Consider the following 12818-nt stretch of genomic DNA (forward strand, 5'->3'; position numbering starts at 1 on the left):
CGCGCTCGACTCCTCGCGCATTGTTCTACTAATATTGCGAACATGTTGCTGCGTGTCGACCACTCCTCGCCGCGCTCGCTGGCCGATCAGCTCGAGGCGCAGGTCCGCGCCGCTGTGGCGGCGGGCGAGCTCTCGGCGGGCGACCGCCTGCCGCCGGCGCGCGAGCTGGCCGACTCCCTCGGCATCAACATGCACACCGTGCTGCGCGCGTACGCCGCGCTCCGCGACGACGGGATCCTGCAGATGCGACGGGGCCGCGGTGCCTGGATCGCGGAGTCGGCCGGCCCCGGCCTCGTGCGCGTCACCGCCCTCATCGAGCAGCTCGCCGCCGAGGCCCGCCGCAGCGGCATCAGCCGCGCCGACGTCATCCGCCTTCTCGAGAGGACCGCACCGTGACCACCACCGGCACCACCACCGACCGCAGCCCGCGCACGCTCGTCGCCGCCGCGTCGCTCCTGCTCCCCGCCGCGGCGATCCTCGTCTCCCGGGCCGTCCTCGGCGATCGGCTCCCGCCCGTGCTCGCCTCGCACTGGTCGAGCACCGGCGCCGCGGACGAGTCGCAGCCGGTCGCGGTCCTCCTCCGGCTGGCACTGCTGCTGGCGGGCGTCCCCGCCGTCGCCGGACTCGTCGCCGCGGCATTCGGCCGCGCTCCGCGCCTCCTGCTCGGCGGACTCGGCCTGGTCGCCGGTCTCGGTGCCGGCGGCTGGGCGACCTCGGTCGGCACGACGCTCGCCGCGGGGTCGGCGGAGGAGGCCGTGCTCGGCGCCTGGCTTCTCGCACTCCTCGGCGGCGGACTGTTCGCCGTGGCGCCGGCGCTGATCGCGCCGCCCACCCGGCACGCGCCGCGGGTCGCCGTCGACCGGCTGCCGCTCGGCAGCGAGGAGACCGGCGCCTGGTCGCACACCGTCACCGGCCGGGTGTTCGCCGTCACGGGAACGGTGCTGCTGCTCATCGCCGCGGCCGCCGTCCCGGGGCTGCTCGCCACGGGCGACACGGGACCGGCGATCGCGATGGCGATCGTGCTCGGGGCGAGCGCCGTCGTGATGCTCGGCTTCACCCGGCTGCGCGTCACGGCCGACCGCCGCGGGCTGCGCGTGGTGTCGAAGGCGCTCGGGATCCCGCTGCGGCGCATCCCGCTGGCGTCGATGGCGTCGGTGAGCACCGCCGCGCTGCGGCCGTCGGAGTGGGGCGGCTGGGGCTACCGGTGGTCGCCCGGCCGCTCGGCCCTCCTCCTCCACGCCGGGCCCGGGCTCGTGGTGACCACCACCCGCGGGGACGAGTTCGCGATCAGCCTGAGCGATCCGGAGACCCCGGCCGCCCTCCTCGAGACGCTGCGCCGACGCGCCGAGGACCGACGCGCGTAGGGTGCGAGCGCGGCCGGTGGTCGCGGCCGGAGTCTTCACGAGGGAGTGGGCATGGACGAGCTGCGCAGCAAGACGGTGACCTGGCACGATCCGATGGCCGGGGCGGCCGCGGCGATGCGGATGAGCGGGCTGGACTACCTGCGGGCGATGAAGGACGGGACGATCCCGCCGCCGCCGATCATCACGCTGATGAACATGGAGCTCGGCGCGGTCGACGAGGGCCGGGTGGAGTTCCGCTGCTCGCCGGACGAATCGCACTACAACCCGATCGGGCGGGTGCACGGCGGCTTCGTCTGCACAGTGCTCGACTCGGCGGCGGGCTGCGCGGTGCAGTCGACGCTGCCGATCGGCGTCGGCTACACCTCGCTCGACCTCACCGTCAGCTACCTCCGCGGACTGCACCAGGACAGCGGCGAGCTGCTCGCCGTCGGCACGGTCGTGAAGCCGGGCCGCCGCGTGGCGTTCGCCGAGGCGAGGGTGACCGATGCGCAGGGGCGCCTGGTCGCGACGGCCACGTCGACGCTGCTGGTCTTCCCGCTCGGTAAGGGCGCGTGAGCGCGAGCGTGAGGACGCGAAGGCACGCAGCCCTGCTGGTCGAGTAGCCCCGGAGGGGCGTATCGAGACCCACGCCCTCAGCAGAGCAGGTCTGCAGACTCGCCTTCTGACGCTGGTCGATCTCGATACGCCCGCTGCGCGGGCTACTCGATCAGCATGAGCCTGCTCACAGCGGCGTCAGGTCCGGCTCGATGGCGCGGCGCACGTGCTCCTTGAGCCCCTGCTCGGGGACGAGGTCGACGGGAGCGCCGAGGATGTCGCCCAGCTCGCGCTCGAGGCCTGCCAGACCGAGGACGCCGAGACCGGCTGGGATCGTCACGAGGAGATCGAGGTCACTGTCCGGGCGGTCGTCTCCGCGGGCAGTGGATCCGAAGATTCGCGCATCGGCGACGCCGCGACGACGCAGCGCCCGGCGGAGCTCGGCACGGTGGCGCAGGACCTGCCGCCCGACAGGCCCCAAGAGCGCCGAGGCCGGTGCGGCGCTCCGCTCGAGCGAGAGGTCGAGGGTGAAGCCTGCAGCCGAGAGGAGACGGCGCAACGTCGGGAGGGTCGGCTCTCGCGCGCCTCTCTCGTAGGCGCTGATCATGCTCTGGGCGACTCCGGCTCGCTCCGCCATCTCACTCTGATGCAGTCCGGCCCGCGATCGCGCTTCGATCAGCAGGTCTCCGGTCTTCGTGCGCATGAAGTGAATAATATCAACGACCGTATATACGCGAGAGAGCCGGTCGCGTCGAGCAGTGGCACGAACGCGGGTCGCCCGCAAGTGGCAACGCGGGTTGCCGCGCTGTGGTCGCATGGAGGCCGGACGCAGCCGCTCGGGCGCCTCCCCGATGCGACAGGACCTGCATGCCCACGACCGCGAGCCGGCCGACGATCTTCGCCCTGCACGGGCTCGGCCTCAGCGGCCGCCTCTTCGATCCGCTCGCCCGCGAGCTCGCCGACGCGGCGGACGTCGTGGCGATCGATCTGCCCGGCTACGGCGACGCGCGCGACGCCGGCGACACCTCCCTCGACGCGATGACGACCGCCGTGATCCGCGCGATCCGCGAGCACGGCGCCTCGCGCTGGCTGCTCGTCGGGCACAGCATGGGCGGCAAGGTCGCCTCGCTGGTCGCCGCGCGCACGCTGTCGGGCCGCTCCGGACTCTTCGGGCTCGCGGGCGTCGTGCTGCTGGCCGGCTCGCCGCTCTCGCCCGAGCCGATGCCCGAGGAGAAGCGGAGCGAGATGCTCGGCTGGGTCGCCGACGGCCCCCTCGACGCGGAGCACGCGCGCACCTTCCTCGAGCAGAACATCGGCGGTGACCTCCCTGCCGCCGAGGACCGGCAGGCGCTCGCCGATCTGCTCCGCTCCTCCCCCGCCGCCTGGCGCGACTGGCTGGAGACCGGCAGCCGCGAGGACCGCACGGACGTCGCCGATCTACTCTCCGTCCTGCCCGCCCTGCTGATCGCGGGCGGCGAGGACGGCGACCTCGGCGCCGACGGCCAGCGCGCGACCAACGCGCACACCTACCCGCGGGCGAGCCTGGTCGAGCTGCCCGGCGCCGGACACCTGCTGCCGATCGAGCGGCCGGTCGAGGTCGCCGCGGCGATCCGCGCCTTCTGGACCGACGAGGCCGGCACCGGACCGGCCGTGCCCGTCGACGTCGCGGAGACGATCCGCTCCAGCCGCACCACCTCCAGGATCCGCGCGCTCTTCGCCGAGCGCCTGCTCGCGGACGACCCGGCGTACGCGCCGAAGGCGCTCACTCCCGCCCAGCTGACGACGCTGCGCGCCGTCGCGGACCGGGTGGTGCCGCAGGACAGCGGCGACAGCGCCGCCCCGGGCCGCATCGACCTCGCCGCCCGCGTCGACGCCCAGCTCGCGGCCGGCCGCGGCGACGGCTGGCGCAACGCCGACCTGCCGAGCGACCCGGAGGCCTACCGCCTCGGACTCGACGCGCTCGCGGGATTCGACGGCCTCTCCGCCGAGGAGCAGGACGCGCGGCTCGAGGCGCTCGGCACCGAGCCGCTCAGTGCGTTCAGCGCGGAGCAGGCGAAGGCGTGGTTCGAGGACTGCCGCAACGACCTGGTCCGGCAGTGGCTCGCGCACCCCGCGAGCCTCGCGCGCATCGGCTTCGACGGCTACGCGTCCGGCGGCGACGTCCTCCCGCTCCTGGGCTTCACCGCCCTCGGCGCCGACGCGCACGACACCTGGGAGCCCGGCACCCGGGAGCCCGGCACCGGCGAACCCGACATCCCGCAGACCAGCACGAGGACCCCCCGATGAACATCACCGGCATGCGCCGCTACTCCCCCGACGAGGTCGTCGACGCCGTCGTGATCGGCACCGGCGCCGGTGGCGCGCCGATCCTCGCGACCCTCGCCGCGCGAGGCCTCCGGGTCGTCGCGCTCGAGGCCGGACCGCACTTCGATCCGCTGACCTTCACCGCCGACGAGACCGAGGCGACCGAGATCAACTGGATGGAGGAGCGCCTCAGCGGCGGCAGCACGCCCACCGCCTTCGGCCCGAACAACAGCGGCCGCGGCGTCGGCGGCTCGACCCTGCACTGGGGCGCCTTCACCCCGCGCCCCGACCCGCGCGACCTGCTGCTGCGGACCGAGTCGGGCCTCGGCCGCGACTGGCCCGTGACGCACGCCGAGCTCGTGCCCTACCTGGAGCGGGCGGAGGCGACGATCGGCGTCTCCGGGCCGGCGGACTACCCGTGGGACCCCTCGCGCCGCTACCTGCAGGCGCCGGTGGACCGCAACGCCTCCGCCGAGATGATGCTGCGCGGCTGCGCGGCCCTCGGCATCCGCGCCACCGACGCCCCCGCCGCCGTCCTCAGCACGGGCCGCGACCAGGAGGCGCACGGCGAGCGCGCCTCCTGCCGCAACTGCGGGCAGTGCCACCAGGGCTGCCGCACCGGCGCCAAGGGGAGCATGGACACCTCCTACCTGCCGCTCGCGGTGCGCGACGGCGCCGAGATCCGCGCGGAGTCCTTCGTGCACGGGATCGAGCTCGACGCGGCCGGGAAGGTCAGCGCCGTCCTCTACACCGCGGACGGGGTCGAGCACCGGCAGCGCTGCTCCGCCCTGTTCCTCTGCGCGGGCGGGGTCGAGACGCCGCGGCTGCTCCTGCACACCGGCGTCGCGAACAGCAGCGGACTGGTCGGCCGCAACTTCCTCGCGCACGGCGCCACCCAGGTCTGGGGCACCTTCGACGAGGAGATGCGCGGCTACCGCGGCTACCCCTCCTCCGTCATCACCGAGGACACCGTGCGCCCGGCCGACGCGGACTTCGCCGGCGGCTACCTGATCCAGAGCCTCGGCACCATGCCGCTCACGCAGGCGACCTCGTTCGTCCGCGGCGCCGGGCTGTGGGGGTCGTCGCTGATGCAGGCCCTCGACGACTACCGCTTCCTGGCCGGCGTCGGCATCAACGCGGAGTGCCTGCCCTCGGACGACAACCGGCTCGTGCTGACCGACGAGCTCGACGAGCACGGGGTGCCGAAGGCGCGCATCACCTTCTCGCCGGGCTCGAACGAGGAGGCGATCGACACGCACGCGATCCGGACGATGACCGCGATCGTCGAGGCGGCGGGCGCGCGCAGCACCCGGGTGATCGCCCGCACAGCGCACACGCTCGGCACCTGCCGGATGGGCACCGACCCGGGCGACGCGGTCGTCGACGGCGACGGGCGCAGCTTCGACGTGCCGAACCTGTTCGTCTGCGACAACTCGGTCTTCCCGAGCGCGGTGATCGCCAACCCGGCGCTGCTGACGGTCGCGCTCGCGCTCCGCACGGCGGACCGCTTCCTCGCGGCGTAGGCGGGCGGGCGCCTCCCGCGAGATGCCACTTGTGCACGCTTCTATCGGCGTGTCGCGTACTCAAGTGGCATCTCGCGGAGGGGGACCGAGGGACTTAACACGTCGGAAACTTCTCAGAAATCGCACAGCATCTGGGGGCGGTTGAGTGGGGGGACACCCCTCACCGATGGAGCCCGCATGCCCCTGTCCCGGCCGTCCACCCGCCGCGTCCTCGCCCTCGGCGCGGCGCTCGCCGCCACCCTCTCGCTCGTCGCGTGCTCCGGAGCGAGCGACGCCGCCTCGGACAGCGGCGGCGACACGGTCACCGTCACCGTCGGCACCCTCCGCGGCCAGCCGCACTTCTACCAGCCGTTCCTCTACGAGAAGTTCGCGGAGGAGGGCGTCGAGTTCGAGGTGATCACCCTCGACACCACGCCCGCGCTCAGCGACGCGCTGGTCGCCGGGACGATCGACTTCGCGATCTCCGGCGTCACCCCGACCATCGCCTCGATCGCGCAGGACCGCGACCTGAAGATCGTCGCCTCCGCGGCGGACGGCGGCTCGGGCTTCCTCGGCGGCGAGGGCATCTCCTCGGTCGAGGACCTGGCCGGCAAGAAGGTCGGCTACATCCAGGGCAGCGCCCAGGAGGTGGCGCTGCGCTACTACCTCGACGACGCCGGGCTCACCGACGACGACCTCGAGCTGATCACGATCCCGGTACCGGAGATGGCGTCCGCGTTCACCAGCGGCTCGATCGACGCGTTCTTCGGCGTGGAGATCGGCGTCTCGATCGCGGAGGCGGCCGGCGGCACCGAGATCGCCGACCCGTACGCGACGCCGATCGGGCGGGTGAACATCGGCCTGGTCACCACCGGCGCGATGATCGAGGAGCAGCCGGAGGTCGTGGAGAAGGTCGTGGACACCCACGCCGCGACGACCGCCTACATGGCCGACAGCGTCGACGAGTGGCTGCCGGACATGATCGCCGAGTTCGGCGGCGACCAGGAGGTGCTGGAGTCGGCGCTGGAGAACTTCTGGCTCCGCTCCGACCTCAGCGAGGAGTACCAGGGCCAGCTCGGGGCGCTCGCGACGCAGATGCAGGAGCTGGGCTTCATCGACTCCGCGCCCGCGATCGAGGACGTCGTCGACACGACGTTCGCGCCGGCGGCCTGAGCGGTCGGCCGATGACCACCACGACCCGCCCTGCCGAGGCGGCGACCGCCACCGAGCGGCTGTCGACCGTCCGGCGCCGGCGCCGCCCCGGGCGCAGCGGCTGGACGACCTTCCTGCTGGGCCTGCCCGTCCCGATCCTGTTCCTGCTGCTCTGGCAGTTCGGGCGGGCGGGCGAGTGGGAGCTGCCGTTCGGCATCCGGATGGCGTTCCTGCCCTACCCGGGCGACGTGCTGGTCTCGCTGATCGACTACGCCGTTGCGGGGCTGCGGAACGACGCGTTCAGCGGGCTGCTCTGGACCGACCTGGCGGCGAGCGCCGGCCGCGTCTTCGGCGGGTTCGCGCTCGCGACGGTGCTCGCGGTGCCGCTCGGCGTGCTGATGGGCCGGTACTACACCGTGAACTCGCTGTTCGATCCGTTCATCAACCTGTTCCGCCCGGTGCCGGCGACGGCCTGGGTGCCGCTGGTCGCGCTGCTGATCGGCTACGGCGACCAGGCGTCGATCTTCCTGATCACGCTGTCGGCGTTCTTCCCGATCGTGCTCGGCACGATCAGCGGCGCGCGCCAGGTGCCGCCGCGGCTGATCGAGGCGGCGCGGATGCTGGGCACCTCGCGGGCGGGTGTGCTCGTCCGGGTGGTGCTGCCGGCCTCCGCCGCCGCGATCGTGAACGGCATGCGTATCGGCCTCGGCCTCGCCTGGGTCGTGCTGGTGCTCAGCGAGACGACGGGCGTGAGCACGGGCCTCGGCTCGACGATCTTCCTCGCGCGCGACGTGGTGCGCACCGACCTGATCGTGGTCGGGATGATCTGCATCGCGATCGCGGGGTTCGCCTCCGACCGGCTGCTCCTGCTCCTGTTCCGCGTGCTCTTCGGCCGCCGGCCGCTCGTCAAGTGAGGACCAGATGACGCTCTCCGCCCCCGCCTCCGGCCCCGTCGCTCCGGGCACCGCTCCGGCCCGCACCGCGGACGTCCACGTGCTCGATCTGGCGAAGCGCTACGACACCGCCGGCGGCGGCGTGCTCGCCATGGCCGACGTCTCGCTCGACGTCCGCTCGGGCGAGTTCGTCGCGGTGGTCGGCGCGAGCGGATGCGGCAAGTCGACGCTGCTGCGCATCCTGGCCGGGTTCGAGGAGGCGACCGAGGGCGTCGTCGAGGTCGGCGGCCGGGCCGTCTCGGCGCCCGGCCCGGACCGCGGCGTCGTCTTCCAGGACTACGGGCTGTTCCCCTGGCTGAGCGTGCGCGAGAACGTGGCGTACGGTCCGCGGCGCAAGAAGCTGCCGAAGGCCGCGGCCGCCGAGGTGACCGACCGCTTCATCGAGGCGGTGGGGCTCACCCGCTTCGCCGATCGCTTCCCGGGCGAGCTGTCCGGCGGCATGCAGCAGCGGGTCGCGATCGCGCGGGTGCTCGCGAACGAGCCGTCGGTGCTGCTGATGGACGAGCCGTTCGGCGCGCTCGACGCGCTCACCCGCTCCGATCTGCAGGTCGAGCTCAAGCGGATCCACCGCGAGACGGGCACCACCGTGCTGTTCGTGACCCACTCGATCGAGGAGGCGGTCTACCTCGCCGACCGCGTCGTGGTGATGACCGGCGGCGCCTCGCACGGCGTGCCCGGGCACATCAGCGAGATCGTGACGGTCGACCTGCCCGGCGAGCGCGACGTGACGGCGCCCGAGTTCAACGCGTGCAAGCGCCGCATCTCGGAGCTGGTGCACGCGCCGGCCTGACGCCGTGCCGCGAGATGCCACTTGTGCACGCTTTCCTCGGCGTGTCGCGTGCACAAGTGGCATCTCGCGGAGGGGAGCGCGGGAGGCTTCGGGGACCGTCTGAAGGAGGAGTCGTCGTGACCAGCACCGATCGCGCAGGCCGGATCGCCAGGAGCGCCCTCGCCGGGGTGCTGCTCGTCAACGCGGTGCCGCACGGCGTCGCGGCGCTGCAGGGGCGGAGGTTCCCCTCGCCGTTCGCCACGCCGCCGGGGCGCGGGCTGTCCTCGCCGCTCGTGAACGCGGGCTGGAGCGCGGCGAATCTCGTCGCCGGGCTGGCCGCCCTGCCGCGCCGCAGGTCGAGGCGCGCCGCGATCGTCGGCGCGGGCGCCATGGGCGTCCTCCTCGCCGCCTACTTCGGGAGCCTCGACCTCGACTGACGTCCTCCTCCCCCGCGAGATGCCACTTGTGCACGCTTTCGTCGGCGTGTCGCGTGCACAAGTGGCATCTCGCGGCACCGCGCAAGGGGCTCCTCCGCCCGGAACGGCGAGGGTGCGGCCAGCGCAATCGGACGGGTGAGCCCGACGGTTCCCGCAGAAGGGGGGTCCGCAGATCGCTGAGAACGGGCGCAGGGGTGTGACCGGTCCTGGCACGCTGGGCGCAGGCTCCGTCCACGTCATCCCGAAGGGAAGCGATGCCCGTTCTCCAGCTGGTGCTCTACCTGGTCGACGATCCCGAGCAGAGGGCGCACGCCTGCACGTTCCACGGTGATCGCCACAAGCTCGCCCACGACCTGGAGACGCGGCAGTTCCTGCCGGTCGCGCGCGGGCCCGAGCAGTACAGCGTGGTCGCGGTGAACCGCATCCAGCGCGTCGAGTTCGAGCGTGTCGACGCGGACGCGCAGCCGCTCTCGGACACTGTCGCCTGCTAGCCCGAGCACAGGAGAGCGGATCGTTACCCGGTCGTCGGCTCCCGCGCGGAAGGATGGGCGGTGGGGGACGATCCGCGACCCCCGTCGTCCGCTTCTCCGGGGGTCCGCCATGTCCGTCCCGTCCCGCTCGCTCCTGCGCACCGCCGTCGCCGGCACTGCCCTCGCCCTCGGCGTCGGGACGGTTCTGAGCGGCTGCGTCTCCTCCGACGAGCCCGTCGCGCAGCCGGCCGCGACGGTGACCGCCACCGCCACCGCGACCGTCACCGCGACGCCGGCCCCCACCGCGACCCCCGCGACGCCCGCGGCGCCCGCGGCCGCCGCGAGCCTGCTGATCGGGCCGACCTCGTTCTCCCTGGTGGACGCCACCGGCGCACAGCTGGGCAGCTGGGCCTACCGCGACGGCACCGGCGCGGTCGCGGCGCTCACCGAGGCGTTCGGCAGCGAGCCGACCGAGTCCGACGACATCCCCTACGAGGGCTACCGCAGCCGCGCCTACACCTGGCCGGGCTTCGTCCTCCGGGACACCGAGGTCTACGACGCGGGCGGGCCGGAGCCGACGTACCCGGAGCCCGACTTCCTCCTCGAGGCCACGGCCGCCGCCGTCGGCGATGTCGCCATCAGCACCCTGGGCGGAGTCGCGGTAGGTGACGCCACCGCCGAGGTCGCGGCCGAGCACCCGGACAGCACCACCGACGGCGCCCTCGGATCCTTCCTCTTCGACACGACGCCCGTCGGCACCCTCGAGGGCTACGAGCTGACCAACACGGTGGGCGCGATCGCCGAGGACGAGGTCACCGTCTCGAGCCTGCGCGCGCCGTTCGTCAACTGGGGCGTCTGAGGAGTCACCAGCGGGCGCGGGATCTCGATACGCCTGCTCCGCGGGCAACTCGATCAGCATGGAGGCCGCACCACTCGATCCTGTGGTCCGCCTCCGCTGACGCCGCGGTGCTCAGCAGTCCCGGGCGCGGAAGCGCAGCGCGGTCAGCGCTGTCGAGTGCCAGCCCTGCTGACCGTCGTGCTGGCTCAGCGTCAGCGTGCTCCCCGAGGGGAGGACGTCGAACGCGAAGGTGTCGAAGCGGGGGTCGTTGACGAGGACGGGCTCGAAGGAGGTGCTGCGCCGGAACGGGTCGGCGACCGTGCCCGTGCCGACTCCCGGGTCGGAGCCCTGGGCGGAGATCGAGGTGGGCGCGAGGCTGAAGCCGACGGTGGTCCACCAGCCCGCCACCCAGGGGAGGGAGGAGTCCGAGAGCGACGTGATGTTCTGGAAGGTGAGCCGGACGTCGAGCGGGTCGAACGGCCGCCCATCCGCTCCGAAGAAGCGGAAGGTCAGCGTCTGCGAGTCGGGCCCGGGCGACGGGGTCTGCGTGAGTACCCCGGCTCGACGTTGGTTCAGCAGGAGCGTCCCGGGACCGAACGCGCCGGGCTCCCCGGCGCGCGCGACCGTCTCGCTCAGCGGCGGACCGGTCTCCTCCCCGATCCACACGGAGCCCTCCCCGGTCAGATTGAAGCTCCGGCCCCGCGACTCGGTCGTGGTGCCCGGCGCGAGGACGGACGTGATCCGCACCGTCGACGCCGCTCCTCCCGGCGAGATCGCGGTGAGCACGGTGGGGTCGCTCGCGACGCTCGCCGGCGGGAACACCGTCGTGCTGAAGCACGGGGCGGGCGAGGCGGCGGCGAGCGGGGCGGCCACCGCCGCGCTGACGACGGGGACGCCCCACACGGCGCTCGCGGCGACGCTGCGCCGGGTGGGGCCGTGCGGGTCGGGGCGGTGCTGCGACATGCGGGATCCGTTCCGTGAGACCAGGCGTGCGGCCGGAAACCGACCGGACACCCCGGCAGCGTAGGAGCAGCGGTCACGCGAGTGCGGCGTTCCCCTCCCCGCTGGCGTGGAACGAGCGCTCAGCAGTCGCTGGAGCGGAAGCCGAGTCCCGTGATCGCGCTGTTGTGCCAGCCCTGGAAGCCGCCGAACTGGCTGTAGACGAGCGAGCTGCCCGACGGGAAGGAACGGAACGAGAAGGTGTCGTAGCGCGGCGTGCGCGGGAGAGCCCGCTCCCCGGCGGTGGCGCGCCGGAAGGGATCGGCGATCGTGCCGGCGCCGACTCCCGCGTTTCCGCCGCGCGAGGAGATCGAGGTGGGCGCGACGCTGAAGCCGACGGTCGACCAGGACTTCAGCGCCCAGTAGAGCCCCAGGCTGGTCGCGTCCGACAGGATGTTCAGGAAGGTGAGCTGGACGTCCGTCGGGTCGAACGGCTTCCCGTCCGCGTCGAAGAACTCGAAGATCAGCGTCTGCGAGTCCGATCCCGGCGTCGGCACCTCCGTGGTGATCGCGCCATCCGTCGAGACCGGCCCGGAGCGGCGCTGATTCAGGATGAGCAGGCCGGGCCCGAAGTAGTCCACCGCATTCTCATAGGCCTGCCTGTCGGTTCCACCGGCGAACCACACCGTGCCGTTCTGGGTCAGGTTGAAGTTCCTGCTGTCGGTCGTGGGCGTGGTCGTGGTATCCGCTGCCAGGACCGAGGTGATGCGGATCGTGGACGTCGTGCCGGTGGGCGAGGTCGCGGAGAGGGTCAGCGGGTTCGTCGCCGACACGACCGACTGCGTGAACAGCGTCGTGCTGGTGCAGGGCAGCGTCGAGGCCGCGGCCAGCGGAGCAGAGACCGCCGCGCTGACGACGGGGATGCTCCACATCGCGCCCGCGGTCACGGAGCGGCGCGAGGGACCGGAGGAATCGGAGGGGTGAGTGGACATGGCGGATCCGTTCTGAGAGTGGGTGAGGACGAGCTGGAGCGACTCGTCAAGAATCGAGACAGGTGCGCGGTGGTAACGCTGTCATCACTGCAGGAAGCCTCAGTGAATCGCAGTCGCACCGCCCGGCGCACGCCCCCCGTCCGCGCCACACGCGTCCGGCGCCGCCCCCACCGCTCCGGGAAACCCGGGAGAGGACCTGGTGGCGGATCCGTTCAGCGAGGGCACGAACCGGCGAGGAGCGGCTGACCGACACGGCAGCTTAGGCCGGTCGGCTTGAGAAGGCGAAACTGCCTCACTTCTGGCGCGGGACGTCGGTTCGAGCAGGGCGATCAGCACGGCGGTCGACGGGCCCGCGCCGCGACCAGTGCGCACGGGGCTGCCCGCGCGAGGATCTCGATACGCCCGCTCCGCGGGCTACTCGATCAGCATGATCGGGCCCCGCTGCCGGCTCGCAGCCGCGAGCAGGGCGATCGGCATGCTGGCCGAGCAGCCCCGCAGGGGCGCCGGCATGCTGGTCGAGCAGCCCCGAGGGGGAGCCTGCATGCTGGTCGAGTAGCCCCGCAG

General features: G+C 73.1%; 14 protein-coding genes. 11 read left to right on the forward strand and 3 right to left on the reverse strand.

The window, feature by feature from the left end; genetic code table 11:
• Positions 1–42 precede the first annotated feature (42 nt).
• From EDF35_RS03845 to EDF35_RS03855, 3 genes are read left to right on the forward strand one after another with little or no spacing between them, the layout of a single operon-like run.
• Positions 43–396 (forward strand): GntR family transcriptional regulator, encoded by a 354-nt coding sequence (locus tag EDF35_RS03845; protein WP_133960780.1) that lies wholly within the window; start codon positions 43–45, stop codon positions 394–396.
• Positions 393–1364: a hypothetical protein gene (locus EDF35_RS03850; protein WP_133960781.1), complete on the forward strand. Its 972-nt coding sequence runs from the start codon at positions 393–395 to the stop codon at positions 1362–1364. The genes EDF35_RS03845 and EDF35_RS03850 overlap by 4 nt, the downstream gene beginning before the upstream one ends.
• A gap of 51 nt (positions 1365–1415) precedes the next feature.
• Complete coding sequence (locus EDF35_RS03855) at positions 1416–1919, forward strand: PaaI family thioesterase (protein WP_133960782.1); 504 nt, start codon at positions 1416–1418, stop codon at positions 1917–1919.
• Positions 1920–2085: 166 nt separating this feature from the next.
• Here the strand turns inward: EDF35_RS03855 and EDF35_RS03860 are convergent, their stop codons facing one another.
• On the reverse strand, positions 2086–2715 hold the full coding sequence (locus EDF35_RS03860) for a nucleotidyltransferase domain-containing protein (protein ID WP_347876889.1): 630 nt from the start codon (positions 2713–2715) through the stop codon (positions 2086–2088).
• Positions 2716–2765: 50 nt separating this feature from the next.
• Here EDF35_RS03860 and EDF35_RS03865 point away from each other — a divergent pair, with 50 nt between their 5' ends.
• The 8 genes from EDF35_RS03865 to EDF35_RS03900 all read left to right on the forward strand — a co-directional run bounded on the left by EDF35_RS03865 (position 2766) and on the right by EDF35_RS03900 (position 10344).
• Complete coding sequence (locus EDF35_RS03865) at positions 2766–4184, forward strand: alpha/beta hydrolase (RefSeq protein ID WP_133960784.1); 1419 nt, start codon at positions 2766–2768, stop codon at positions 4182–4184.
• On the forward strand, positions 4181–5725 hold the full coding sequence (locus EDF35_RS03870) for a GMC family oxidoreductase (protein WP_133960785.1): 1545 nt from the start codon (positions 4181–4183) through the stop codon (positions 5723–5725). The genes EDF35_RS03865 and EDF35_RS03870 overlap by 4 nt, the downstream gene beginning before the upstream one ends.
• A gap of 177 nt (positions 5726–5902) precedes the next feature.
• A complete protein-coding gene (locus EDF35_RS03875) occupies positions 5903–6877 on the forward strand; it encodes an NrtA/SsuA/CpmA family ABC transporter substrate-binding protein (protein ID WP_133960786.1) in 975 nt (324 codons plus the stop codon).
• Between the two features lie 11 nt (positions 6878–6888).
• The gene (locus tag EDF35_RS03880; RefSeq protein WP_123701571.1) at positions 6889–7770 is read left to right on the forward strand and encodes an ABC transporter permease; all 882 of its coding nucleotides are present in this window, start codon (positions 6889–6891) and stop codon (positions 7768–7770) included.
• Between the two features lie 7 nt (positions 7771–7777).
• Positions 7778–8599: an ABC transporter ATP-binding protein gene (locus EDF35_RS03885; protein ID WP_133960787.1), complete on the forward strand. Its 822-nt coding sequence runs from the start codon at positions 7778–7780 to the stop codon at positions 8597–8599.
• A 116-nt stretch (positions 8600–8715) separates the two neighbouring features.
• Positions 8716–9015 carry a hypothetical protein gene (locus tag EDF35_RS03890; RefSeq protein WP_207901598.1) on the forward strand — a complete coding sequence of 100 codons (300 nt, stop codon included), beginning with the start codon at positions 8716–8718 and terminating at the stop codon, positions 9013–9015.
• A 254-nt stretch (positions 9016–9269) separates the two neighbouring features.
• Entirely contained in the window at positions 9270–9506 is a 237-nt protein-coding gene (locus EDF35_RS03895; protein WP_123444746.1) for a hypothetical protein, read from the forward strand.
• 109 nt (positions 9507–9615) lie between these two features.
• Positions 9616–10344, forward strand: a complete 729-nt coding sequence (locus tag EDF35_RS03900) for a hypothetical protein (RefSeq protein ID WP_133960788.1) — start codon at positions 9616–9618, stop codon at positions 10342–10344.
• A gap of 111 nt (positions 10345–10455) precedes the next feature.
• On the opposite strand, the gene EDF35_RS03905 is transcribed toward EDF35_RS03900, so the two are convergent.
• Together EDF35_RS03905 and EDF35_RS03910 are read right to left on the reverse strand one after the other, a co-directional pair.
• Positions 10456–11286, reverse strand: coding sequence for a hypothetical protein (locus EDF35_RS03905; protein WP_133960789.1), 831 nt, complete (start codon positions 11284–11286; stop codon positions 10456–10458).
• 119 nt (positions 11287–11405) lie between these two features.
• Complete coding sequence (locus EDF35_RS03910; RefSeq protein WP_133960790.1) at positions 11406–12254, reverse strand: hypothetical protein; 849 nt, start codon at positions 12252–12254, stop codon at positions 11406–11408.
• Positions 12255–12818: the final 564 nt, after the last annotated feature.

It is taken from the genome of Rathayibacter sp. PhB151, from assembly GCF_004366415.1.
Lineage (GTDB): Bacteria > Actinomycetota > Actinomycetes > Actinomycetales > Microbacteriaceae > Rathayibacter > Rathayibacter festucae.

Coding starts and splice junctions, on each gene's coding strand:
- EDF35_RS03885 (WP_133960787.1), top strand. CDS start 7,778: ATGACGCTCTCCGCCCCCGCCTCCGGCCCCGTCGCTCCGGGCACCGCT.
- EDF35_RS03865 (WP_133960784.1), top strand. CDS start 2,766: ATGCCCACGACCGCGAGCCGGCCGACGATCTTCGCCCTGCACGGGCTC.
- EDF35_RS03870 (WP_133960785.1), top strand. CDS start 4,181: ATGAACATCACCGGCATGCGCCGCTACTCCCCCGACGAGGTCGTCGAC.
- EDF35_RS03875 (WP_133960786.1), top strand. CDS start 5,903: ATGCCCCTGTCCCGGCCGTCCACCCGCCGCGTCCTCGCCCTCGGCGCG.
- EDF35_RS03880 (WP_123701571.1), top strand. CDS start 6,889: ATGACCACCACGACCCGCCCTGCCGAGGCGGCGACCGCCACCGAGCGG.
- EDF35_RS03910 (WP_133960790.1), bottom strand. CDS start 12,254: ATGTCCACTCACCCCTCCGATTCCTCCGGTCCCTCGCGCCGCTCCGTG.
- EDF35_RS03860 (WP_347876889.1), bottom strand. CDS start 2,715: ATGCGACCACAGCGCGGCAACCCGCGTTGCCACTTGCGGGCGACCCGC.
- EDF35_RS03895 (WP_123444746.1), top strand. CDS start 9,270: ATGCCCGTTCTCCAGCTGGTGCTCTACCTGGTCGACGATCCCGAGCAG.
- EDF35_RS03900 (WP_133960788.1), top strand. CDS start 9,616: ATGTCCGTCCCGTCCCGCTCGCTCCTGCGCACCGCCGTCGCCGGCACT.
- EDF35_RS03845 (WP_133960780.1), top strand. CDS start 43: ATGTTGCTGCGTGTCGACCACTCCTCGCCGCGCTCGCTGGCCGATCAG.
- EDF35_RS03905 (WP_133960789.1), bottom strand. CDS start 11,286: ATGTCGCAGCACCGCCCCGACCCGCACGGCCCCACCCGGCGCAGCGTC.
- EDF35_RS03855 (WP_133960782.1), top strand. CDS start 1,416: ATGGACGAGCTGCGCAGCAAGACGGTGACCTGGCACGATCCGATGGCC.